At 63.6% G+C, this 22,574-nt stretch carries 19 protein-coding genes; 9 read left to right on the top strand and 10 right to left on the bottom strand.

Features of this window, described 5'->3' with window-relative positions; translation table 11 throughout:
• Positions 1–3: 3 nt before the first annotated feature.
• A complete protein-coding gene (metE, locus tag NY023_RS23410) occupies positions 4–2,295 on the bottom strand; it encodes a 5-methyltetrahydropteroyltriglutamate--homocysteine S-methyltransferase (protein WP_013974207.1) in 2,292 nt (763 codons plus the stop codon).
• A 315-nt stretch (positions 2,296–2,610) separates the two neighbouring features.
• Between metE and NY023_RS23415 the strand changes: the two genes are divergently transcribed.
• Positions 2,611–4,098 (top strand): methylenetetrahydrofolate reductase C-terminal domain-containing protein, encoded by a 1,488-nt coding sequence (locus tag NY023_RS23415; RefSeq protein ID WP_013974208.1) that lies wholly within the window; start codon positions 2,611–2,613, stop codon positions 4,096–4,098.
• Here the strand turns inward: NY023_RS23415 and yjiA are convergent.
• From yjiA to NY023_RS23430, 3 genes are all read right to left on the bottom strand, one after another.
• Positions 4,058–5,035: a GTPase gene (gene yjiA / locus NY023_RS23420; protein WP_044047287.1), complete on the bottom strand. Its 978-nt coding sequence runs from the start codon at positions 5,033–5,035 to the stop codon at positions 4,058–4,060. The genes NY023_RS23415 and yjiA overlap by 41 nt on opposite strands.
• 146 nt (positions 5,036–5,181) lie before the next feature.
• Positions 5,182–5,379, bottom strand: coding sequence for a YbdD/YjiX family protein (locus NY023_RS23425; protein WP_013974210.1), 198 nt, complete (start codon positions 5,377–5,379; stop codon positions 5,182–5,184).
• 13 nt (positions 5,380–5,392) lie between these two features.
• Entirely contained in the window at positions 5,393–7,459 is a 2,067-nt protein-coding gene (locus tag NY023_RS23430) for a carbon starvation CstA family protein (protein WP_024087740.1), read from the bottom strand.
• 178 nt (positions 7,460–7,637) lie between these two features.
• Here NY023_RS23430 and NY023_RS23435 point away from each other — a divergent pair, with 178 nt between their 5' ends.
• Together NY023_RS23435 and NY023_RS23440 are read left to right on the top strand one after the other, a co-directional pair.
• A complete protein-coding gene (locus tag NY023_RS23435) occupies positions 7,638–8,000 on the top strand; it encodes a PilZ domain-containing protein (RefSeq protein ID WP_013974212.1) in 363 nt (120 codons plus the stop codon).
• Between the two features lie 263 nt (positions 8,001–8,263).
• Positions 8,264–9,781: a nucleobase:cation symporter-2 family protein gene (locus NY023_RS23440; protein WP_013974213.1), complete on the top strand. Its 1,518-nt coding sequence runs from the start codon at positions 8,264–8,266 to the stop codon at positions 9,779–9,781.
• Between the two features lie 176 nt (positions 9,782–9,957).
• On the opposite strand, the gene radA is transcribed toward NY023_RS23440, so the two are convergent.
• Positions 9,958–11,328, bottom strand: a complete 1,371-nt coding sequence (radA, locus tag NY023_RS23445) for a DNA repair protein RadA (RefSeq protein ID WP_003251626.1) — start codon at positions 11,326–11,328, stop codon at positions 9,958–9,960.
• Positions 11,329–11,504: 176 nt separating this feature from the next.
• Here radA and mscL point away from each other — a divergent pair, with 176 nt between their 5' ends.
• The gene (gene mscL / locus NY023_RS23450; protein WP_013974214.1) at positions 11,505–11,924 is read left to right on the top strand and encodes a large-conductance mechanosensitive channel protein MscL; all 420 of its coding nucleotides are present in this window, start codon (positions 11,505–11,507) and stop codon (positions 11,922–11,924) included.
• 34 nt (positions 11,925–11,958) lie between these two features.
• On the opposite strand, the gene NY023_RS23455 is transcribed toward mscL, so the two are convergent.
• Positions 11,959–12,735 (bottom strand): ferredoxin--NADP reductase, encoded by a 777-nt coding sequence (locus NY023_RS23455; protein ID WP_023661108.1) that lies wholly within the window; start codon positions 12,733–12,735, stop codon positions 11,959–11,961.
• A gap of 211 nt (positions 12,736–12,946) precedes the next feature.
• Between NY023_RS23455 and NY023_RS23460 the strand changes: the two genes are divergently transcribed.
• Positions 12,947–13,654, top strand: a complete 708-nt coding sequence (locus NY023_RS23460; protein WP_013974216.1) for an autoinducer binding domain-containing protein — start codon at positions 12,947–12,949, stop codon at positions 13,652–13,654.
• A gap of 96 nt (positions 13,655–13,750) precedes the next feature.
• Positions 13,751–14,875, top strand: a complete 1,125-nt coding sequence (locus tag NY023_RS23465; RefSeq protein WP_013974217.1) for a methyltransferase — start codon at positions 13,751–13,753, stop codon at positions 14,873–14,875.
• 116 nt (positions 14,876–14,991) lie between these two features.
• On the opposite strand, the gene NY023_RS23470 is transcribed toward NY023_RS23465, so the two are convergent.
• From NY023_RS23470 to NY023_RS23480, 3 genes are read right to left on the bottom strand one after another with little or no spacing between them, the layout of a single operon-like run.
• Positions 14,992–15,147: a DUF2474 domain-containing protein gene (locus tag NY023_RS23470; protein ID WP_013974218.1), complete on the bottom strand. Its 156-nt coding sequence runs from the start codon at positions 15,145–15,147 to the stop codon at positions 14,992–14,994.
• A 9-nt stretch (positions 15,148–15,156) separates the two neighbouring features.
• Complete coding sequence (gene cydB / locus NY023_RS23475) at positions 15,157–16,164, bottom strand: cytochrome d ubiquinol oxidase subunit II (RefSeq protein ID WP_013974219.1); 1,008 nt, start codon at positions 16,162–16,164, stop codon at positions 15,157–15,159.
• Positions 16,165–16,167: 3 nt separating this feature from the next.
• Complete coding sequence (locus tag NY023_RS23480; protein ID WP_038410146.1) at positions 16,168–17,604, bottom strand: cytochrome ubiquinol oxidase subunit I; 1,437 nt, start codon at positions 17,602–17,604, stop codon at positions 16,168–16,170.
• A gap of 344 nt (positions 17,605–17,948) precedes the next feature.
• Between NY023_RS23480 and NY023_RS23485 the strand changes: the two genes are divergently transcribed.
• The 3 genes from NY023_RS23485 (at position 17,949) to trmA (ending at position 21,827) form a co-directional block, all read left to right on the top strand.
• Positions 17,949–19,169, top strand: a complete 1,221-nt coding sequence (locus tag NY023_RS23485) for an MFS transporter (RefSeq protein ID WP_013974221.1) — start codon at positions 17,949–17,951, stop codon at positions 19,167–19,169.
• A 280-nt stretch (positions 19,170–19,449) separates the two neighbouring features.
• The gene (locus NY023_RS23490; RefSeq protein ID WP_013974222.1) at positions 19,450–20,745 is read left to right on the top strand and encodes an NCS2 family permease; all 1,296 of its coding nucleotides are present in this window, start codon (positions 19,450–19,452) and stop codon (positions 20,743–20,745) included.
• On the top strand, positions 20,742–21,827 hold the full coding sequence (gene trmA / locus NY023_RS23495; protein WP_013974223.1) for a tRNA (uridine(54)-C5)-methyltransferase TrmA: 1,086 nt from the start codon (positions 20,742–20,744) through the stop codon (positions 21,825–21,827). Before NY023_RS23490 ends, trmA begins: the two co-directional genes overlap by 4 nt.
• 134 nt (positions 21,828–21,961) lie before the next feature.
• On the opposite strand, the gene pcaG is transcribed toward trmA, so the two are convergent.
• Positions 21,962–22,567, bottom strand: a complete 606-nt coding sequence (pcaG, locus tag NY023_RS23500; protein WP_013974224.1) for a protocatechuate 3,4-dioxygenase subunit alpha — start codon at positions 22,565–22,567, stop codon at positions 21,962–21,964.
• Between the last annotated feature and the right edge of the window lie 7 nt (positions 22,568–22,574).

The raw sequence follows: 22,574 nt of genomic DNA on the forward strand, positions 1-22,574 counted from the left end.
AAATCAGGCAGTGGCACGCAGCTCGCGGGCAGCTGCGACCATGTTCACCAGCGCTGCCTCGGTCTCCGGCCAGCCGCGGGTCTTCAGCCCGCAATCCGGGTTGACCCACAGGCGCTCGGCCGGGATACGCTGGGCAGCCTTGTGCAGCAGCTTGACCATTTCCTCACGGGTCGGCACCCGTGGCGAGTGAATGTCATACACACCCGGGCCGATCTCGTTGGGGTAGGCGAACCGTTCGAAAGCCGCCAGCAGCTCCATGTCGGAGCGCGAGGTCTCGATGGTGATCACATCGGCATCCATCGCCGCGATCGACTCGATCACGTCGTTGAACTCGCTGTAGCACATGTGGGTGTGAATCTGGGTTTCGTCACGCACCCCCGAGGCACACAGGCGGAAGGCCTCGGTGGCCCACTCCAGGTAATGGGCCCAGGCGCCGTGGCGTAGCGGCAAGCCTTCACGGAACGCCGCTTCGTCGATCTGCACGATCCTGATACCCGCCGCTTCCAGGTCGACCACTTCGTCGCGGATCGCCAGCGCCAGCTGGCGCGCCTGCACTTCGCGGCTCACGTCTTCACGCGGGAACGACCACATCAGCATGGTCACCGGGCCGGTCAGCATGCCCTTCATCACCTTGCTGGTCAGGCCCTGGGCATAAGTGATCCACTCCACGGTCATGGCCTTCGGCCGGCTCAGGTCGCCAACGATCACCGCAGGCTTCACACATCGCGAACCATAGCTCTGCACCCAACCGAAGCGGGTGAATACATAGCCATCGATCTGCTCGGCGAAGTACTCGACCATGTCGTTGCGCTCGGCCTCGCCGTGCACCAGCACATCCAGGCCCAGGTCCTCCTGGATTTTCACCGCATGGCGGATCTCGCTGTGCATGGCCTCGACGTAATCGGCCTCGGTCAGCTTGCCCTGCCTGTAGGCCTGGCGTGCCAGGCGAATCGCCGAGGTCTGCGGGAACGAACCGATGGTGGTGGTCGGGAACGCCGGCAGGTCGAGCCCCGCACGTTGCTTGACGATACGTTGGGCAAAGGCTGATTTTCGCTGGCTGTCAGCGGGCTTGATGGCTGCCAGCCGGGCCTGCACGCCAGGCTTGTGAATACGCGGCGAAGCGGCGCGGCTGGCCTGCACGGCCTGGCTCTGGGCCAATGCGGCGGCCACGTCGGCGGCGTGCGGGGCATTGATGGCCTTGGCCAGCAGCGCAACTTCCTGGCACTTCTGCACGGCGAAGGCCAGCCAGCTGTGCAGTTCGGCATCGAGCTGGTCTTCACGGTCCAGGTCCACCGGGCTGTGCAGCAGCGAGCAGGACGGCGCCACCCACAGCCGCTCTCCCAGGCGCTCATGGGCATGGCGCAGTACCTCCAGCGCCTTTTCCAGGTCGCAGCGCCAGACGTTGCGGCCGTTGACCAGGCCCAGCGACAGCACCTTGTAGGCCGGCAGGCGGTCGAGGATGGTCGGGTACTGCTCGGGCGCCCGCACCAGGTCGATGTGCAGGCCATCGACTGGAAGGTTGGCGGCCAGGCCCAGGTTGTCTTCCAGGCCGCCGAAGTAGGTGGCGATCAGCTTCTTCAGTGGCGCCCGCTGAAGGATGTTGTAGACGCGCTCGTAGGCATTCTTCCAGTCCTGAGGCAGGTCCAGGGCCAGGATCGGCTCATCGATCTGCACCCATTCCACGCCTTGGGCAGCCAGGCGGTTGAGGATCTGGTCATACAGCGGCAGCAGGCGGTCGAGCAGCTCCAGCTTGTCGAAATCGCCACCTTTGGTCTTGCCCAGCCACAGGTAGGTCAGCGGGCCGATTACCACCGGTTTGACCGCATGGCCCAGGGCCTGGGCTTCTGCCACTTCTTCGAACAGTTGCTCCCAGCTCAGGGCAAACTGTTGGTCGACAGTGAATTCGGGGACCAGGTAGTGGTAGTTGGTGTCGAACCACTTGGTCATTTCCTGGGCGTGCGCGCCGCCGCAGCAATTGTCACCCACGGCGCCACGGGCCATGGCGAACAGGGTCTGGAGAGTGGGCCTGGCAGCGTCGTGGCTGCGGAAGCGCTGCGGGATCACGCCGAATGTCAGCGAGTGGGTGAGCACCTGGTCGTACCAGGCGAAGTCGCCAACCGGCAGCAGTTCGATGCCGGCGTCTTTCTGCACCTGCCAGTGGCGGGCACGCAGCTCGCGGCCGACGGCGCGCAGGCCGGCTTCGTCGAGTTCGCCCTTCCAGAAGGCTTCCTGGGCCTTTTTCAGCTCGCGGTCGCGGCCGATACGTGGAAAGCCCAGGTTGTGTGCCAGTGCCATGTCTTGTCCCTCAGCATGCATAAATGAATGAGGGGATTTTCCCGGCGCCGGCATCTTGAGACAAACTCATTAAATTTGAGATGAACTCAAGATTTTCTCATGTTTGTGAATTTGTACTGCCTGTACTGGCCCTTTCGCGGCTAAAGCCGCTCCTACAGGTACCGCGCCACCCTGTGGGAGCGGCTTTAGCCGCGAAAGGGCCGGCACAGGCAAACCCGGATGTCTCATTCAGAGCACCACCCTGCGCATCCGGACATGACCGCACCCGCCTTCTGCCGCACAATGCCAGCCTGACCAAACCAGGTACCCGGCCCCATGAGCCTGCTGAAAACCGCGCTGCGCGAAAACACCTTCGTCTGCGTCATGGAGTTCGTCCCCAAGCCCTCCACAGAACGCTTCGCCGCCATGGACGCGATCCTGGCCCGTGCGCACCTGTGCGGCTGGCCGATGACCGTGGCAATCGGCGACCGCGTCGGCAGCCCGCTGGACATGTCGCCACTGGACGCCCTCGCCTCGTTCAGCAACCCGGTACCCGCCCTGCCGCACTTCTCCGGCAAGGATCGCGAACGCCACCACCTGCTCGCCCAACTGCAACGCATGGATGCCGCCGGCCTCGACCAACTGTTGCTGCTTACCGGCGACCGCCTGCCCGGCCACCAGCCCGGCCAGCGCCCGGTACGCTACCTGGAATCGGTCGCAGCCCTGCAGATCGCCCGCCAGGCCTGCCCGCACTGGCTGCTTGGCGCGGCGCTCAACCCGTTCAAGTACTGCGAGGAAGAAGGCGGCGCCCAATACTTCAAGGCCGAGAAAAAACTGGCGGCGGGCGCCGACTTTCTCACCCTGCAACTGGGTTTCGATGCCGGCAAACACCAGGAAGCCATGCACTGGATGAGCTGCCAGGCCACGCCCAGGCCGATGCTGGCTTGCCTGATGAGCCTCACCCACGGGCGTGCGACGATGCTCGAGCACGTGGCCGGCGTGACCGTCACGCCGTCCATGCGCGACATGCTGGAAGCGGAAGCGGCGCAGTCCAAGGCCTTTGCCCTGGCGCGCAGCGTCGACCGCCTGGCCTTGCAGATCATCGGCGTGAAGCTGATGGGCTACGCCGGCGTGCATCTGTCGGGGGTTCATGAACTCAAGCAACTGCTGGCCCTGGAGGCACGCATCGAGCACTGGCAGGCGCAAATCCACACACTGGAACAATGGGCGCCGGCCTGGCAGGCCAGCTGGCAGATGCCCGGCCTGCCGGCAGTCAGCTTCCATCCGCCGCAGGCAAGCTGGCGCCAGGGCGAGTCACGAGTCGATGCCTCGTTCAAGGAGAAAGCGCGCTATCACCTGATGCACGGCATGCATTCGCTGCTGTTCAGCCGCCGCAATAGCCTGAGCAAGGCATTTGGCTGGGCCGTACGCCAACCGATGTGGGCTACCCGCCTTGGCGCACAGGTGCTGCACAAGGTGGAACACGCGGTGAAGCACCCGCTGGTAGGCTGCGACACCTGTGGCCGCTGCCGCCTGGAAGACACCCTGTACATCTGCCCGGAAACCTGCCCCAAGGGCCTGGCCAACGGCCCCTGCGGCGGCACCGCGCTGAACCGCTGCGAGTTCGGCGACCGCGAATGCATCCACAGCGTCAAGTACCGCACCGCCAAGGCGGTGCGGCAGACGGCGCTGCTGACCGAGCGCCTGATCCCGTGCATCGAGCTCGAGACACGCCACCGCAGCTCATGGCCGCAGTGGTTCCAGGCCCAGACGCCGCGTCAGCTCAGCCCGCAGCCAGCGCCTCGAACCCAGCCCGAATCGTAGCTTCGGGCAATTCGTCAGCGATGAACACCATCACGCTCTCGCGAGTTTCACCCTCGGCCCACTCGGCGTCCCAGTCGAAGCCATAGAGCTTGAGCACACCCTGGAACACCAGCTTGCGCGCTTCACCGGCAATGTTCAGCACGCCCTTGTAGCGCAGCAGCTGCTTGCCGTGGGTTTCCAGCAGTTCGTTCATGAAGTCGCTGAGGCGGTCGATGTCCAGCGCGCTTTCCGTGCGCAGCACCAAGGTGGAGATCCGGTCCGGGGTAGCGGGCTTGAGCAGCGGGCGTAGCGCTGGCTTCAGGTTCGCGCCCAGATCGGGGTTGAGGTTGAAACCACGCACATCCAGCAGCTCGGCCAGGTCGATGCGACCATGCTCGACCACGCGGATCGCCGCCCTGCCATTGATGCGGGCCAGGCGCTCGCGCAGGGCCTCGACCGCAGCGGGCTCGACCAGCTCGGTCTTGCTCAGCAGCAGGCGATCGGCAAAGCCGACCTGGGCCTGGGCGATGGTCTGGGTCAGGTGCAGCTCGGCGTGGGCGGCATCGACCAGGGTGATGATGCCGTCGAGGATGTAGCACTCACGCAACTCTTCGTCGATGAAGAAGGTTTGGGCCACCGGCGCCGGGTCGGCCAGGCCGGTGCATTCGATTACCAGGCGGTCGAAGGCGATCTCGCCGGCATCCAGGCGTTCGAGCAGCAGGTACAAGGCGCGGGTCAGGTCGCCGTGGATGCTGCAGCACACGCAGCCATTGGCCAGGGTCATCACCTGCACCGGCTCGTCGCCCAGCAGCTGGCTGTCGATGCCGGCCTCGCTGAATTCGTTTTCGATCACGGCGATCTTCAGGCCGTGCTCGGCCTTGAGCATGTGCTTGAGCAAGGTAGTCTTGCCGGCACCGAGGAAGCCAGTGAGTACGGTTACGGGGATAGGCGTCTGCACGCAGAACATCTCCTGTGCGGAAAAAACACTGGTCTCATCGCCGGCAAGCCAGCTCCCACAGGTACCGCACAGACCTTTAGGGCTGTGGAGTACCTGTGGGAGCTGGCTTGCCGGCGATGAGGCCGGGACAGGTTAACGCTTGAGGCTCAACAGCACTTGGGCCCGGACTTGCCGCCGTAACGCGCTTCCTGGCGTTCGCGGAAGAACTCCTCGTACGTCATGACCGGCTTGTCCGGGTGCTTGGTCTGCATGTGCTCGACGTAGTTGTCGTAGTCGGGCATGCCGACCATCAGGCGGGCTGCCTGCCCCAGGTATTTACCCAGTCGACCCAGGTCGTTGAACATCGCAGCAGTCCTCTCAAGCGTCAGGCAGGGCCTGGAACGGGGTTTCCTTGTCGGTGCGCTCCTTGCGGCCGAGGGCGGCGAAGCCGACCTTGACAGCGAAGAACAGCACGCTGAACACCACCACCAGGAACAGCACGGTCAGGCCGGCGTTGGTGTAGGCATTGAAGATCACGTGCTGCATCTGCCCGATGTCCTTGGCCGGGGCCAGTACCTGGCCGGCGTCCAGTGCGGTGCTGTACTTCTTGGCCAGGGCCAGGAAGCCGACTGCCGGGTTCGGGTCGAACAGCTTGATCAGGCCTGCGGTGGTGGTGCAGATCAGCAGCCACACGGCCGGCAGCAGGGTGACCCAGACGTAGCGCTGGCGCTTCATCTTGATCAGCACCACGGTGCCGAGCATCAGGGCGATACCCGCCAGCATCTGGTTGGAAATGCCGAACAGCGGCCACAGGGTATTGATACCACCCAGCGGGTCGATCACGCCCTGGTACAGCAGGTAGCCCCACAGGGCCACGCAGCCGGCAGTACCGATCAGGTTGGCAGTCCACGACTCGGTGCGCTTGAGCGCCGGCACGAAGCTGCCCAGCAGGTCCTGCAGCATGAAGCGCCCGGCACGGGTGCCGGCGTCCACTGCGGTGAGGATGAACAGCGCCTCGAACAGGATCGCGAAGTGGTACCAGAAGGCCATGGTGTTTTCACCCGGCAGCACCTGGTGCAGGATCTGCGCGATACCCACGGCCAGGGTCGGCGCACCACCGGCACGAGCCAGCACGGTGTGCTCGCCAATGTCGCGGGCAGTGGCCTCGAGTTGCTCAGGGGTGATCAGGAAGCCCCAGCTGCTGACCGTCTGCGCCACCGACGCCACATCGGCTCCGACCACCGCGGCCGGGCTGTTCATGGCGAAGTACACGCCTGGTTCGATCACCGAGGCGGCGACCATGGCCATGATGGCAACGAACGACTCCATCAGCATGCCGCCGTACCCGATGTAGCGAGCGTTGGTTTCGTTGTCCAGCAGCTTTGGCGTGGTCCCTGAGGAGATCAACGCGTGGAAGCCGGACACCGCACCACAGGCGATGGTGATGAACAGGAACGGGAACAGGGTGCCCTTCCACACCGGGCCAGTGCCGTCGGTGAACTGGGTCAGCGCCGGCATCTTCAGCTCGGGCGCGATGATCAGGATACCGATGGCCAGGCCGACGATGGTGCCGATCTTGAGGAAGGTCGAAAGGTAGTCACGTGGCGCAAGTACCAGCCATACAGGCAGTACCGCGGCGACGAAACCGTAGCCCACCAGCATCCAGGTGATCTGCACACCGGTAAAGGTAAACGCCGGGCCCCAGGTCGGGTCTGCGGCAATCTGGCCCCCCAGCCAGATCGAAGCCAGCAGCAGCACCACGCCGATGACCGATATCTCACCGATATGGCCCGGACGGATGTAGCGCATGTAGATGCCCATGAACATCGCGATCGGGATGGTCGCCATCACCGTGAACATGCCCCAAGGGCTTTCGGCCAGGGCCTTGACCACGATCAATGCCAGCACCGCAAGGATGATGATCATGATCAGGAAGCAACCGAACAGCGCGATGGTGCCTGGAATGCGGCCCATCTCCTCGCGCACCATGTCGCCCAGCGAGCGGCCGTTGCGGCGGGTGGACAGGAACAGGACCATGAAGTCCTGCACCGCACCGGCCAGCACCACGCCGGCGATCAGCCACAGCGTGCCGGGCAGGTAGCCCATCTGCGCGGCGAGTACCGGGCCGACCAAGGGGCCTGCGCCAGCGATGGCGGCGAAATGGTGACCGAAGAGGATGTGTTTGTTGGTCGGGACGTAGTCCAGGCCGTCGTTGTTGAGCACCGCCGGGGTGGCACGGCGAGGGTCGAGCTGCATCACCTTGGTGGCGATGAACAGGCTGTAGTAACGATAGGCGACCAGGTAGATGGCCACTGCCGCGACCACGATCCACAAGGCATTGATCGCCTCGCCGCGACGCAGGGCAACCACACCCAGCGCACAGGCTCCTATGACTGCCAGCGCCAGCCACGGAATGTGGCGTAGCAGGCTATTATTGTTGTTCATGGTTTGCTTCCAGCTGGTGGATTGGAAAAGACCGCCCATCGAGTCTAGGGCGAGTCATCGCGCATTGCCACACTTGCTTTGGTCTAGAGCCTCTGCGGCCAGATTGCGGTACCTGATGTACATACCACTCTAACTATAGTCAGGATGTCACCTGAGGACCTATGCGAGGATCTAACCCATGAGCGACCACGACGAACGCCGCCGTTTTCAGCGCATCGATTTCGACGCCCCCACCGAGCTGCGCCAGGGCCTGCGACGCTGGCCTGCGAAGCTGCTGGACCTTTCACTCAAGGGTTTGCTGATCGAACGACCGGCCAATTGGGATGTCGACCTGACCCAGGACTTCGATGCCATCATTCACCTGGGCCCCGATGCACGCGTGCAGATGCAGGTTGAACTGCGTCATGAGGAACCAGACCGCCTGGGTTTCATCTGCTTGTACATCGACCTCGATTCGATGAGCCATCTGCACCGTCTTGTGGAATTGAACGTGGCCGACAGCACCGAAATGATGCGTGAGCTGCGCGAACTGATCGAATAATGAAATCTCTTAGCTAGCTAATCGCTTCCCCACCTTTTGTTTCCTGTCTACCCAGACAGCTTTAAGCCTGGGTAGCAGCGTTTTGTACACACCCCTCTAGCACAGCCTCTGACAAGTTGGTACGCCTTCTGCATTGAGTTCCCGCACACCTTGCGGGCGCTCTTGTGCGCGCTCCGATCAAAATATTGTATACAATTCTTGTGGCAATCATTTGTAGGAAGTGTCTACAGTAGCACCACAACAATAAACAGAGAGCCTGCTCCATGACTACGTCCCCTAGCACGTCTCCCGCCAAGCGCCCCGAGGATGAAAACCTCGGCCTTGGTGCCAACCTGGCCTATGGTCTGCAGCATGTGCTGACCATGTACGGGGGGATCGTCGCGGTACCCCTGATCCTGGGGCAGGCCGCGGGCCTGAACGGTGCCGAAATCGGCATGCTGATCGCCGCTTCGTTGTTTGCCGGTGGCCTGGCCACCCTGCTGCAAACCCTCGGTCTGCCGTTCTTCGGCTGCCAGTTGCCGCTGGTGCAGGGCGTTTCGTTCGCCGGTGTGGCAACCATGGGTGCAATCCTCAGCAGCGAGGGCGGCGGTGGCCTGCCGGGCGTGCTCGGTGCGGTCATGGCAGCATCGCTGATCGGCTTTCTGATCACCCCGGTGTTCTCGCGCATCACCAAGTTCTTCCCGCCGCTGGTGACCGGCATCGTCATCACCACCATCGGCCTGACCCTGATGCCCGTGGCCGCTCGCTGGGTGATGGGTGGCAACAGCGCCTCACCGGAATTCGGCAGCGTGGCCAACATCGGCCTGGCGGCCCTGACCTTCGCCATCGTGCTGCTGCTGAGCAAGCTGGGCAGCGCGGCGATTTCACGCCTGTCGATCCTGCTGGCCATGGTGGTCGGCACCCTGATCGCCTGGGCGCTGGGCATGGCCGACTTCAGCAAGGTCACAGAGGGCCCGATGTTCGCCTTCCCCACGCCGTTCCATTTCGGCATGCCGGAATTCCACATCGCCGCGATCCTGTCGATGTGCATCGTGATCATGGTGACCTTGGTGGAAACCTCGGCCGATATCCTCGCCGTGGGTGAGATCATCGACACCAAGGTCGACTCCAAACGCCTGGGCAATGGCCTGCGCGCCGACATGGCATCGAGCATCCTGGCGCCAATCTTCGGCTCGTTCACCCAGAGCGCGTTCGCCCAGAACGTCGGCCTGGTAGCCGTGACCGGGGTCAAGAGCCGCTACGTGGTGGCCACCGGTGGCTTGATCCTGGTGGTGCTCGGCCTGCTGCCGATCATGGGCCGGGTGATTGCCGCAGTCCCTACTCCGGTACTGGGTGGCGCGGGCATCGTGCTGTTCGGCACCGTGGCTGCCAGCGGTATCCGCACCCTGTCCAAGGTCAGCTACAAGAACAACGTCAACCTGATCATCGTCGCTGCCTCGCTGGGCTTCGGCATGATCCCGATTGCCGCACCGACCTTCTACCACCACTTCCCGAACTGGTTCGAGACCATCTTCCACTCGGGCATCAGCTCGGCGGCGATCATGGCCATCCTGCTGAACCTGATCTTCAACCACTTCACCGCCGGCAACTCGGACCAGCAGTCGGTGTTTGCCGCCGCGTACGAGCGCACCATCCAGTACTCGGACATTTCAGCGCTGCGTGATGGCGACTACTTCAAGGATGGCAAGCTGTTCGATGCCGAGGGTAATGAGGTGCCGATGCTGGAACTGGACGAGCATGGCAATGAAACGGTCAGGCGCAGTGCGGTTGCCGAGCATTGACCGCTGACTGAGCGGTGAGGTGGGGGGCCGATGCGCATCGTCGGCCCCTTTTTCGTTTTGCCTGTGCCGGCCCTTTCGCGGGTAAACCCGCTCCCACAGGGTTTGCGCAATCCTGAAGCTGATGCGGTACCTGTGGGAGCGGGTTTACCCGCGAAGAGGCCAGTACGGGCCACGAATTATTCGAACAACGCATCCAAAGCCTGCTCCAGCCGGGTAACGGCAATCACCTGCAACCCGGCCGGAGCCTCTTTCGGCGCATTGCCCTTGGGCACGATGGCCCGCTTGAAACCATGCTTGGCGGCCTCCTTCAAACGCTCCTGACCACTGGGCACCGGCCGTACCTCGCCAGACAGGCCGATCTCGCCAAACACCAGCAGGCCATGGGCCAGGGGCCGGTTGCGCAGGCTGGACATCACCGCCGCCAGCAACGCCAGGTCCGAGGCGGTTTCCAGCACCTTCACCCCACCCACCACGTTGAGGAACACGTCTTGGTCATGGGTGGGAATACCGCCGTGGCGGTGCAGCACTGCCAGCAACATGGCCAGGCGATTCTGGTCAAGGCCCAAGGTCACCCGGCGCGGGTTGGCAAGGTGGCTGTCGTCGACCAGCGCCTGCACCTCCACCAGCATCGGCCGGGTGCCTTCCCAGGTGGCCATCACCACGCTGCCCGGTACTTCCTCCTGGGTGCGGTTGAGGAAGATCGCCGAGGGGTTGGACACCTCCTTCAGGCCCCGGTCGGTCATGCCGAACACACCCAGCTCGTTGACCGCGCCAAAGCGGTTCTTGACTGCCCGCAGCAGGCGCAGGCGGCCATCGGACTCGCCCTCGAAATACAGCACGGTATCGACCATGTGCTCGAGTACCCGCGGGCCGGCGAGCGAGCCTTCCTTGGTCACGTGGCCGACCAGGAAGATCGCCGTGCCGCTCTGCTTGGCGTAGCGCACCAGCAACGCCGTACTTTCGCGCACCTGGGCCACACCGCCGGGTGCCGATTGCAGCTGCTCGGTGAAAATGGTCTGGATCGAGTCGATCACCATGACCCGCGGTTTTTCGACGCGAGCCGTGGCGATGATGGTCTCGATACAGGTTTCGGTCATCACCTTGAGCTGGTCCTGGGGCAGGCCCAGGCGCCGGGAGCGCATGGCCACCTGCTGCTGCGACTCCTCGCCGGTGACATACAGCGCCGGCATGCCCACCGCAATGTTGCACAAGGTCTGCAGCAGGATGGTCGATTTGCCGATGCCGGGGTCACCACCGATCAACACCACCGAGCCATCCACCAGGCCACCGCCCAACACGCGGTCCAGTTCGGTGCTGCTGGTGGTGAAGCGCGGGATCTCCTCGACGCTGACTTCGGCCAGGGTCTTGATCTGCGCCTGCTGCCCGGTCCAGCCAGCACGGCCGCTACTGGGCGCAGCGGCACCGCCGCTTTCGATCATGGTCTCGACCAGGGTGTTCCAGGCCCCGCATTCGCCACACTGGCCGGCCCATTTGGGGAAGGTCGCACCGCACTCGGTGCAGCCATACAAGCGCTTGGCCTTGGCCATGGCTGGGGTCTCCTGGAAAAAACCGCCATGATAGCCGAGCTGGACGTGCCTCGAACGCCTCGGGATGCGACAAAACTATTCGTTCTAACAGCGGTCTGTGGCCCTGAACACAACGCATGAAGCGTTTAAGTGGCTTACACTGCGTAAACCTCACCTTTTGTTACAAGGAACCAAACATGGGCATGATCAGTGAGTTCAAGGCCTTCGCGGTCAAAGGCAATGTCGTCGACATGGCGGTTGGTATCATCATCGGCGCGGCCTTCGGCAAGATCGTTTCGTCTTTCGTCGGTGACGTGGTCATGCCGCCACTGGGCCTGTTGATCGGTGGTGTGGACTTCAGCGACCTGGCAATTACCCTGAAGGCTGCCGAAGGTGACGTTCCGGCGGTGGTGCTGGCGTATGGCAAGTTCATCCAGACCGTGATCGACTTCGTCATCGTGGCCTTTGCCATCTTCATGGGAGTCAAGGCGATCAACCAGCTCAAGCGTGAAGAGGCGGTGGCGCCGACTGCACCGCCTGTGCCGACTGCGGAAGAGACCTTGCTGACCGAGATTCGCGACCTGCTCAAGGCGCAGAACCAGAACCGCTTGCCTTGAATTTGCGGGGGGCCGCTTTGCGGCCCCATTAGCCTTACCAGTAATTCTCTACCGCCACCTGCCCCGGCCGCTTGCTCAGGCTCAATTGCAGGTCGCGCGCCTTCAGTACCTTGCGCGTCTCATCAATCATCTCCGGGTTGCCACACAGCATCACCCGCGAATGTTCCGGCGACAGTTCCAGCCCCGCCGCCTTCTCAAGCTCGCCATTCTCGATCAGCGTGGTAATCCGCTGGTTCAACGCCCCTGGGTGCTGTTCACGGGTCACCACCGGAATGAACTGCAACTTGCCGGCGAATTCAGCCAGGTAATCGCGCTGCTCCAGCCCGGCAATGTCGTCCACATAGGCCAGCTCTTTCGCTTCGCGCACCGAGTACACAAGCTTGATGTTGTCGAAACGCTCCCAGGCCTCGAAGTCCTGCAGGATCGACATGAACGGCGCAATGCCAGTACCGGTCGCCAGCAACCACAGGTCACGGCCACCAACGAAGCGGTCGAGGGTAAGGAAGCCGAAGGCCTGGCGATCGATCAGCAGGGTATCGCCTGCCCCCAGCCGGCTCAGTTCGCTGGTGAACTCCCCGCCTGGCACCACGATGGAGAAAAAATCGAGGTGCTCGTCATGGGGCGCGCTGACCATGGAATAGGCGCGCCACACCACACTGCCATCGGCCTTGGTCACGCCAAGGCGGGCAAACTGGCCGGAACGGAAGCGGAACCCCGCATCGCGCGTAACCCGCAGGCTGAAGAGGTTCGGCGTGAGTGGCTGAACATCGAGCAGGGTCTGGCGGGTGAACTTTTCGGCGCTAGCGGTCATATCGGGCTCCAGGTTTGGCGTGCGCACAGTGTCGCGCAAAGTGACGCGGATAAAAACCACTGCTTTGTAGGGCCTCGTCTGCGACGATCCTGTCTTACTCGCAGCAAATCCTGACTGCTATAACAAAAAATTCTCAGCGAATCGGTAGGTCCTTTCCTACAATCATGCGGGTACCCAAACGGACTGGTTCCTGAGGCAAGGAGTATTTCAGATGCTTAACTGGAAACCCGAGCATCTTCATTTGTTCGTCGACGAACGCTGCCCACAGAAGTTGTTCGACATCGCCGTGCATCTGGCGCAGGACCTGGGCATGGAGTACCTGGGACTGAACATTCGCATCCAGATCGCGACGCAAACCCCCCACCTGTTCCTGTACAGCAATTACCCCCGCGAATGGATCGAGCGCTACCAGCGCGATGAGTTCTACAAGCAGGACGCGGCCGCCAATGTGAGCCACAGCTCGACCATGCCGGTGCTGTGGACTGATGACCTGTATCACGAGGCTCCGCAGTTTCGTGAAGCGGCCTGCCGGAGCGGTCTGCGCTATGGTTGGACACAGTCATTGCACGACCAGCGGCACAACGAAAGCCAGATCAGTGTGGCCAGGCCCGCCGGGGCCATCGATACAGTCGAACTCTACAGCAAGGCCGGCAATGTGCAGTGGCTGTGCCATACGCTGCATGCGGTGCTTGGCGAACATCACCTCAAAGCACTGTGCCCGCCACAACCGAAAATGAGCGAGCGGGAGCTGGAAGTGCTGAAATGGTCCGCCGCCGGCAAGACCGCCGCAGACGTTGCCTGCATCCTTTCACTGTCGCAAAGCACGGTGAACTTCCATATTCGTAGCGTTATCACCAAGACCAACGCCGCCAACAAGGCCGGCGCCATCGCCATCGCCGCCCTGCGTGGCTGGCTCTGAGCTCGAAACCTGCGACCTTGGGCAAAGCCCTGTAGAATCGCCCGGCAAAGCCCGGGGCGAACCGCAACGGGCAGTTTCATACCCGAGCCAGACGCCATGCCCCTGTTGACCACCCCATACGCCGAACTCGACCTGATCCGCCAGCCGGAACAGGCCAACGACCCGCTGCAGGCTTTCGATGCCGCCGACGAGTACCTGCTTGCGCAGCTGCACGAGCAGGCACCCGAGGCCAACTGCCGGGTGCTGGTGCTCAATGACAGCTTCGGCGCCCTGGCCGCCAGCCTGGCAGGCAAGCTGCAGGTGGTCAGCAGTGGCGATTCGCACCTGGCGCACCTGGCCCTGGAAAAGAACCTGGCACGCAATGGCCTGCCGTTCGACAGCGTGCCGTTCGTGCCGGCCAGCGAACATTGGCAAGGCCCGTTCGACCGGGTACTGGTGCGCGTGCCCAAGACCCTGGCCCTGCTCGAAGAACAGCTGATCCGCCTGCAGGGCCACCTGGCACCCGGTGCGCAGGTGATTGCCGGGGCGATGATAAAGCACCTGCCACGGGCGGCCGGAGACCTGATGGAGAAGTACATCGGCCCGGTGCAGGCCTCGCTGGCGCAGAAAAAGGCCCGCTTGCTGACCGCGACGGTGGCCGAACGGCCGGTCGCCCGCTCGCCCTACCCTAGCCGCTACCGCCTCGACGCGCCGGCGCTGGAACTGCTCAACCACGCCAACGTGTTCTGCCGGGAGGGGCTGGATATCGGCACGCGGGCGTTCCTGCCGCACCTGCCCCGCGAACTGGGCCGCGCGCGAGTGGCGGACCTGGGCTGCGGCAACGGCGTGCTGGCGATAGCCAGTGCCCTGGCAAACCCGGATGCCCAATACACCCTGGTCGACGAGTCGTACATGGCGGTGCAATCGGCGCGGGAGAACTGGCAGGCAGCGCTGGGCGAGCGCCCGGCTGTGTTCGAGGCAGCCGATGGGTTGGCGGGGGTAGAGAAGCAGTCGCTGGACGTGGTGCTGTGCAACCCGCCGTTCCACCAGCAGCAGGTGGTGGGCGATTTCCTCGCCTGGCGCATGTTCCAGCAGGCGCGTGAAGCGTTGGTGGTGGGTGGGGCGCTGTATATCGTGGGTAACCGGCACCTGGGCTATCACAGCAAGCTGGCGCGGTTGTTCCGGGGGGTGGAGCAAGTGGCGGCAACGCCCAAGTTCGTTATCCTGAAGGCCCGCAAGTAAGCCTGTACCGGCCCTTTCGCCGGCAAGCCAGCTCCCACAGGTACTCCACTGCATTCAGGGCAGTGACTTACCTGTAGGAGCTGGCTTGCCGGCGATAGGGCCAGAACAGGCTTACCTCAATGGGTGGTCAGCCCCGCAGCCCCCATGAACAGGCGCATCACGTAGGCCGCCACGCCCAGGGCCGCCACGCTCATCGCCCAGATCAGCAGCAGCCAGCCCAACCGCTGCCACAGGGGTTTCTTCTCCTCCAAGCCAGGCTTGCCGGTCATCATGCAGCCCTCCTAGTGATAGCCGTCTTCATGGGTCACCTTGCCGCGGAACACGTAGTAGCTCCAGAAGGTATACATGAGGATGAACGGCAGGATGAACAGTGTGCCCACCAGCATGAAGCCCTGGCTCTGCGGTGGCGCCGCGGCATCCCAGATCGAGATCGACGGCGGGATGATGTTCGGCCACAGGCTGATGCCCAGGCCGCTGTAGCCGAGGAAGATCAGCACCAACGTCAGCAGGAACGGCGTGTAGTGCGCATTGCGCGCCACCGCCTTGAGCAACCCGTAGAAGGTTACCAGCACCAGGATCGGCACCGGCATGAACCAGACCAGGTTAGGCATGCTGAACCAGCGCTCGGCAATCTGCGGGTAGGCGATCGGTGTCCACAGGCTGACGATGCCGATCACCACCAGCAGCACCAGCGCCAGCGGCCGGGCAATGTCGTGCATCTTCTGCTGCAGCGACCCTTCGGTCTTCATGATCAGCCAGGTGCAGCCCAGCAGGGTGTAGGCAACGATCAGCCCCAGGCCGCAGAACAGGCTGAACGGGGTCAGCCAGTCAAGGGTGCCACCGGCGAAATGCCGGTCGACCACCTTGAAGCCTTCGAGGAACGCACCCAGCGCCACGCCCTGGAAGAAGGTGGCGATCAACGAGCCCCAGATGAACGCCTTGTCCCAGATGTGGCGCTTGTCGGCCTTGGCCTTGAAGCGGAACTCGAAGGCCACGCCGCGGAAGATCAGACCGATCAGCATCAGGATCAATGGCAGGTACAGGGCCTCCAGCACTACCGAGTAAGCCATCGGGAACGCCCCGAACAGCCCGGCACCGCCCAGCACCAGCCAGGTCTCGTTACCATCCCAAACGGGGGCGACGGTGTTCATCATCACATCACGGTCATGCTCGCCCTTGACGAACGGGAAGAGCATGCCGATCCCCAGGTCGAAACCATCCATCACCACGTACATCATGACGCCGAAGATGATGATCACGGCCCAGATCAGCGGAAGGTCGATACCCATGGCTCAGTTCCCCTTGCTCAGGCTGGCGGAGTTGGCCTCTCGGCCATCATCGGCGGCGGACAGCGGTCGCGCCGGCGTGCGTTTGGTGCCAGGGCCACCAGGGTTGTGCTCGTCACCCTCACCGGTCCGCGGCCCTTTGCGCACCAGGCGCATCATGTAGCCAAGACCGGTACCGAACAGGGCGAAGTACACCACCACGAAGGCCACCAAGGTGAAGCCGAGCTGGGCGTAACTGTGGTTGGACACACCGTCTGCCGTGCGCATCAGGCCATACACCACCCAGGGCTGGCGGCCGATTTCGGTGGTGAACCAGCCGGCCAGCAGCGCGATCAGCCCGGAAGGGCCCATCCACAGGGCCAGGTACAGGAACGGCCGCGAGGTGTAGAGCGTGCCGCGCTTGCGCAGCCAGAGGCTCCACAGGCCGACGAAGATCATCAGGAAACCCAGCCCGACCATGATCCGGAACGACCAGAAGACGATGGTCGAGTTGGGCCGGTCTTCGGGGGGAAACTCCTTCATCGCCGGCACCTGCTTGTCCAGGCTGTGGGTCAGGATCAGGCTGCCGAGTGCCGGGATCTCGAGCTTGAAGCGGGTGGTTTCGGCCTGCATGTCGGGGATGCCGAACAAGATCAGCGGGGTCGGCTCGCCGGGCACGTTCTCCCAGTGGCCTTCGATCGCGGCAATTTTCACCGGCTGGTGCTTGAGGGTGTTCAGGCCATGGAAGTCACCAATCACCGCCTGGATCGGGGCGACGATCAGCGCCATCCACATGGCCATCGACAGCATCTTGCGCACGGCCGGGTTGTCACGCCCGCGCAGCAGGTGCCAGGCCGCCGAGGCACCAACGAAGAACGCGGTGGAAACGAATGCGGCAGTGGCCATGTGCATCAGGCGGTAGGGGAACGAGGGGTTGAATACCACTGCCAGCCAGTCCACCGGCACAACCCGGCCGTCGATGATCTCGTGACCTTGCGGGGTCTGCATCCAACTGTTGGAGGCGAGGATCCAGAAGGTCGAGACCAAGGTGCCGAGCGCCACCATCACCGTGGAGAAGAAGTGCAGGCCACGGCCGACACGGTTCCAGCCAAACAGCATGACCCCCAGGAAGCCAGCCTCCAGGAAGAACGCGGTCAATACCTCGTAGGTGAGCAGCGGGCCGGTGATAGCGCCGGCGAAGTCTGAGAAACGACTCCAGTTGGTACCGAACTGGTAGGCCATGACCAGGCCGGAGACCACCCCCATGCCGAAGTTGACGGCGAAGATTTTCGACCAGAAGTGATAGAGGTCACGGTAGACCTCGTTGTTGGTCCGCAGCCAGAGGCCTTCGAGGACTGCCAGGTAGCTCGCCAGGCCAATGGTGATGGCCGGGAACAGGATATGGAACGACACGGTAAAGGCAAACTGCATTCGGGCGAGCTCTAAGGCCTCTATTCCGAACATGGTGCTTCCTCTTCAGATAATCCGGCGTCCGGGCCGCTGGCCCCGTCGCCCACTGCCCCCACGGTAGTCGAGTGCGGCGCGTTGGAATTGTTCTGTTCGATCGCAGGGATTTCGGCCCAAGGGCCCGATCGTTACATCTGGAACGATTGACCCAGATCAACGATTGCTAGGAAGCATAGTCCTGAATGGCCCGCCGGGCCGTGTGGTTGATTGCCGCGTGACCGGTTGCCCCACCCCCTTCCACGCCGAATGAAAAAGTGCCGACCCCAGCAAACAGTAACCGTTTGTTACAAACAGATGATACGCTGCGCCCCCCTCTACTGCGCCGAGGCCCCTGGTTTCCGATGTCCGATTCCGAACCGCAGTTGTTGCGTCACCACCGCCCTTTCCTGGCCTTCTGGCTGGCCCGCGTGTTCACCGCCAGCGGCTTCCAGATGCTCACCGTGGCAATCGGCTGGCACCTCTACCAGCTGACCGGCAATGTGCTGGACCTGGGCCTGGTCGGCCTGGTCGAATTCGCCCCACGGGTGCTGTTCATGCTGCATACCGGGCATGTCGCCGACCGCTATGACCGGCGCAAGGTCGCTGCGCTGTGCCAGAGCCTGCAGGGACTGATAGCCCTGGCATTGGCGCTTGGCAGTGCCACCGACAACGTCACCCGCGAGCTGATCTTCGCCCTCGCCTTCCTGCTCGGTGCCACGCGTTCCTTCGAAATGCCGGCGACCCAGGCGCTGCTGCCCAACGTGGTACCGGCCGGGCTGTTCCCACGCGCGGTGGCAGCTTCGGCCTCGGCCACCCAGTCGGCAACCATCGTGGCTCCGGCGGTGGGCGGCTTCCTGTATGCCTTCGGCAGCATCTGGGTATACGGCCCCACCGTGGCCCTTTACGCCATCGCCTGCGTGCTGACCCTGAGCCTGCAGGCACGCGGCCAGGTGGCACAGCGCGGGCGCGCCAGCATCGAATCGCTGCTGGCCGGCATCCGCTTCATTCGCAGCCGGCCGGACATCCTCGGCGCCATCTCGCTGGACCTGTTCGCCGTACTGCTGGGCGGGGCCACCGCACTGCTGCCGGTGTTCGCCAAGGACATCCTGCTGACCGGCCCGCTGGGCCTCGGCCTGCTGCGCTCTGCGCCAGCGGTGGGGGCGTTGCTGATGTCGCTGTGGCTGGCGCGCTTCCCGTTCGAGCGCAATGTGGGGCGGACCATGTTCACGGCAGTGGGCGTGTTCGGCGTGGCGACCATTGCCTTCGGCCTGTCGACCTCGTTCTGGTTCTCGCTGGCAGTGCTGGTGGTGCTGGGCGCGGCGGACATGATCAGCATGGTCATCCGCGGCGCTTTCGTGCAGTTGGAGACGCCGGATGAAATGCGCGGGCGGGTGAGTGCGGTGAACGGTCTGTTCATTGGTGCCTCGAATCAGCTCGGCGAGTTCGAATCGGGGGTGACCGCGCACTGGTTTGGCACAGTGCCGGCTGTGGTGCTGGGTGGGGTGGGTACGTTGGTGGTGACCGGGGTGTGGATAAAGCTGTTCCCGACACTGGCCAAGCGGGACCGGTTGCATAATGGTTGATCTGTAGCCTGTACCGGCCCTTTCGCGGGCAAACCCGCTCCCACAAGGACCGCGCCGCCTTCAGCCCTGGTGGAGTACCTGTGGGAGCGGGTTCACCCGCGAAGAGGCCGGCACAGGGAAAAAATGACCATTCCCCAACGGCCATAGGCCCCCGCCAAGCATGCTGGTATGATGCGCGGCTTTTTTCCGCCCCACACAAAACCACGGCAACCGGTACGGTCTGTGCTTTGCTGATGGGGTCGATATATTCATGGCGCCGGGGGCGCCTTGGGGAGCGGGCATGCTGGAAAGGCTGTTTCAACTAAAAGCACACAACACCAATGTGCGCACCGAGATTCTCGCGGGCGTCACCACCTTCCTGGCCATGGCCTACATCCTGTTCGTCAACCCGAGCATCCTCGGCGAGACCGGCATGGACAAAGGTGCGGTATTCGTCGCCACCTGCCTGGCCGCGGCCATCGGCTCGGTGACCATGGGCCTGATCGCCAACTACCCGATCGCCCTGGCGCCAGGTATGGGCCTGAACGCGTTCTTCACCTACACCGTGGTCCTGCACATGGGCCACACCTGGCAGGTGGCACTGGGTGCGGTGTTCCTGTCGGCGGTGATGTTCTTCCTGCTGTCGATCTTCCGCATCCGCGAATGGATCGTGAACAGCATCCCGCTGCCGCTGCGTTCGGCCATTGCCGCGGGTATCGGCCTGTTCCTGGCGCTGATCGCCCTGCATAACGCAGGCATCGTCGTCGATAACCCGGCCACCCTGGTGGGCCTGGGCGACCTCAAGCAGCCGGCACCGATCCTCGCCACCCTGGGCTTCTTCCTGATCGTCGGCCTTGAGTCGCTGAAAGTGCGCGGTGCCGTGCTGATTGGCATTCTCGCCGTAACAATCGCCTCGATCCTGATGGGCGTGACGCCCTTCGGCGGCGTGGTCTCCATGCCGCCTTCGTTGGCGCCGACCTTCCTGCAACTGGACATCGCCGGCGCGCTGGACGTGGGCCTGGTCAGCGTGATCTTCGCCTTCCTGTTCGTCGACCTGTTCGACAACTCCGGCACCCTGATCGGTGTGGCCAAGCGCGCCGGGCTGATGGGCAAGGACGGCCACATGCCGAAAATGGGCCGTGCCCTGATCGCCGACAGTACCGCCGCCATGGCCGGTTCCCTGCTGGGCACCTCGACCACTACCAGCTACATCGAATCCGCCGCGGGCGTGAGCGCCGGTGGCCGCACCGGCCTGACCGCCATCGTGGTCGCCGTGCTGTTCCTGCTGGCGCTGTTCTTCGCCCCGCTGGCCGGTAGCGTGCCGGCCTTCGCCACCGCCCCGGCGCTGCTGTTCGTCGCGGTGCTGATGGCCTCGGGCCTGGCAGAAATAAACTGGGACGACGTCACCGAAGCCGCACCGGTGGTGGTGACCGCCCTGGCCATGCCGCTGACCTACTCGATCGCCAACGGCATCGCCTTCGGCTTCATTTCCTGGACCGCCGTCAAGCTGATCTCCGGCCGCCACCGCGACCTGAACCCGGCCCTGGTGATCCTTTCCATCCTGTTCGTCATCAAGCTGGGCTGGTTCAACGCATGAGTGCTGCTTTCGACCCCTCCTCCTACACCACCCAGCTGGACGCCAAGGTGGCCCGGCTGCGCGAGCTGCTGGCGCCGTTCGGCGCGCCGGAGCCGGCTGTTTTCGACTCGCCGCGCGAGCATTACCGCCTGCGCGCCGAATTCCGCCTGTGGCGCGAGGATGGCCAGCGCCACTACGCCATGTTCGCCCCGGGCGAGAAGCACAAGGCGATCCTGATCGAGGACTTCCCTATTGCCAGCCAGCGCATCAATGCACTGATGCCGCGCCTGAAGGCGGCCTGGCAGGCCAGCGAGGAGCTGGGCAACCGCCTGTTCCAGGTGGAGTTCCTCACCACCCTGGCTGGCGATGCCATGGTCACCCTGTGCTACCACCGCCCGCTGGACGAGGCATGGGAAACGGCCGCACGGCAGCTGGCCGAAGACCTGGGCGTCAGTATCATCGGCCGCTCCAAGGGCAAGCGCCTGGTCATCGGCCGTGACTACGCGGTGGAAAACCTCGAAGTCGCTGGCCGTGTGTTCAGCTACCGCCAGCCGGAAGGCGCGTTCACCCAGCCCAACGGCGCGGTGAACCAGAAGATGCTGAGCTGGGCCTTCGAGGCTATCGGCGAGCGCGACGATGACCTGCTGGAGCTGTACTGCGGCAACGGCAACTTCACCCTGCCGCTGGCCACCCGCGTGCGCCAGGTGCTGGCCACCGAAATCAGCAAGACCTCGGTCAATGCCGCGCTGAGCAACCTTGACGAGAACGCTGTGGATAACGTGCGGCTGGTGCGCCTGTCGGCAGAAGAGCTGACCCAGGCGCTGAATGAGGTGCGGCCGTTCCGCCGGCTGGAAGGCATCGACCTCAAGAGCTACGAGTTCGGTACGGTGTTCGTCGACCCGCCACGGGCGGGGATGGATCCGGACACCTGCGAGCTGACCCGGCGTTTCGAGCGGATCCTGTACATCTCGTGCAACCCGGAGACGCTGGCGGCGAACATTGCCCAGCTGCAGGATACGCACCGCATCGAGCGGTGTGCGTTGTTTGACCAGTTCCCGTATACCCACCATATGGAGAGTGGGGTTTTGCTGGTTCGGCGCTGACGGTTGAAAGTGACTGGGGCCGCTCTGCGGCCCTTTCGCGACACAAGGCCGCTCCCACAAAGACCTGCGTACGCCGATCAATGTGGGAGCGGCCTTGCGTCGCGATGGGCTGCAAAGCAGCCCCCAGACTCGACTCAGAAGTCGAAGAACACCGTCTCCCCTTCCCCCTGAATACGGATATCGAAGCGATACGCCGTCTTCCCGTCCACCTCGCAACGCTTGGCCACCAGGGTCTCGCGCCGCTGCGGCTGCTCGATCAGGTTGAGCACCGGGCACTTGGCATTAGCCTCGGCCTCGTCATCGAAATACAGCCGCGTGTGCAGGTGGATGTTGATCCCCCGGGCAAACAGGCTGATGTTGATGTGCGGCGCCATCGGCACGCCCGCAGCGTTGTTCACCGCACCCGGCTTGACCGTGTGCAGGGTCCACTCACCGGCATCGAAAGTGGTGGCGGTGCGACCAAAGCTGTTGAAGGCGTTTTCCAGGTTGTAGGCATCCTGGTACTCGCCGTTGGCATCGGCTTGCCACACTTCCAGGAACGAATCGCGCACCAGGTGGCCGTTACCGTCATACACCTGGCCGATCAGCAGGATGTGCTCGCCCGGCGCGTCCGGCTTGGCCAGGCGGTTCCAGATTTCCTGGTCGCGGGTCGGGTTGCCGGCCGCTTCCAGGGCCAGGCCGATGTGTACGTAGGGGCCGGCAGTCTGCGAAGGGGTTTCCGGCAGCAGTTCGATTGGCATGGCGGGG

It is taken from the genome of Pseudomonas sp. NBB (assembly GCF_032701105.1).
Classification (GTDB): domain Bacteria; phylum Pseudomonadota; class Gammaproteobacteria; order Pseudomonadales; family Pseudomonadaceae; genus Aquipseudomonas; species Aquipseudomonas asiatica.

What these genes read in the sequence shown, in the direction of transcription:
- pcaG (WP_013974224.1), bottom strand. Translation starts at nt 22,567, where the DNA reads ATGCCAATCGAACTGCTGCCGGAAACCCCTTCGCAGACTGCCGGCCCC.
- radA (WP_003251626.1), bottom strand. Translation starts at nt 11,328, where the DNA reads ATGGCCAAGGCCAAGCGCTTGTATGGCTGCACCGAGTGCGGTGCGACC.
- metE (WP_013974207.1), bottom strand. Translation starts at nt 2,295, where the DNA reads ATGGCACTGGCACACAACCTGGGCTTTCCACGTATCGGCCGCGACCGC.
- NY023_RS23480 (WP_038410146.1), bottom strand. Translation starts at nt 17,604, where the DNA reads ATGTTCGGAATAGAGGCCTTAGAGCTCGCCCGAATGCAGTTTGCCTTT.
- NY023_RS23470 (WP_013974218.1), bottom strand. Translation starts at nt 15,147, where the DNA reads ATGATGACCGGCAAGCCTGGCTTGGAGGAGAAGAAACCCCTGTGGCAG.
- NY023_RS23440 (WP_013974213.1), top strand. Translation starts at nt 8,264, where the DNA reads ATGACTACGTCCCCTAGCACGTCTCCCGCCAAGCGCCCCGAGGATGAA.
- mscL (WP_013974214.1), top strand. Translation starts at nt 11,505, where the DNA reads ATGGGCATGATCAGTGAGTTCAAGGCCTTCGCGGTCAAAGGCAATGTC.
- NY023_RS23485 (WP_013974221.1), top strand. Translation starts at nt 17,949, where the DNA reads ATGTCCGATTCCGAACCGCAGTTGTTGCGTCACCACCGCCCTTTCCTG.
- NY023_RS23465 (WP_013974217.1), top strand. Translation starts at nt 13,751, where the DNA reads ATGCCCCTGTTGACCACCCCATACGCCGAACTCGACCTGATCCGCCAG.
- NY023_RS23460 (WP_013974216.1), top strand. Translation starts at nt 12,947, where the DNA reads ATGCTTAACTGGAAACCCGAGCATCTTCATTTGTTCGTCGACGAACGC.
- NY023_RS23430 (WP_024087740.1), bottom strand. Translation starts at nt 7,459, where the DNA reads ATGAACAACAATAATAGCCTGCTACGCCACATTCCGTGGCTGGCGCTG.
- NY023_RS23455 (WP_023661108.1), bottom strand. Translation starts at nt 12,735, where the DNA reads ATGACCGCTAGCGCCGAAAAGTTCACCCGCCAGACCCTGCTCGATGTT.
- cydB (WP_013974219.1), bottom strand. Translation starts at nt 16,164, where the DNA reads ATGGGTATCGACCTTCCGCTGATCTGGGCCGTGATCATCATCTTCGGC.
- NY023_RS23415 (WP_013974208.1), top strand. Translation starts at nt 2,611, where the DNA reads ATGAGCCTGCTGAAAACCGCGCTGCGCGAAAACACCTTCGTCTGCGTC.
- NY023_RS23435 (WP_013974212.1), top strand. Translation starts at nt 7,638, where the DNA reads ATGAGCGACCACGACGAACGCCGCCGTTTTCAGCGCATCGATTTCGAC.
- NY023_RS23425 (WP_013974210.1), bottom strand. Translation starts at nt 5,379, where the DNA reads ATGTTCAACGACCTGGGTCGACTGGGTAAATACCTGGGGCAGGCAGCC.
- trmA (WP_013974223.1), top strand. Translation starts at nt 20,742, where the DNA reads ATGAGTGCTGCTTTCGACCCCTCCTCCTACACCACCCAGCTGGACGCC.
- NY023_RS23490 (WP_013974222.1), top strand. Translation starts at nt 19,450, where the DNA reads ATGCTGGAAAGGCTGTTTCAACTAAAAGCACACAACACCAATGTGCGC.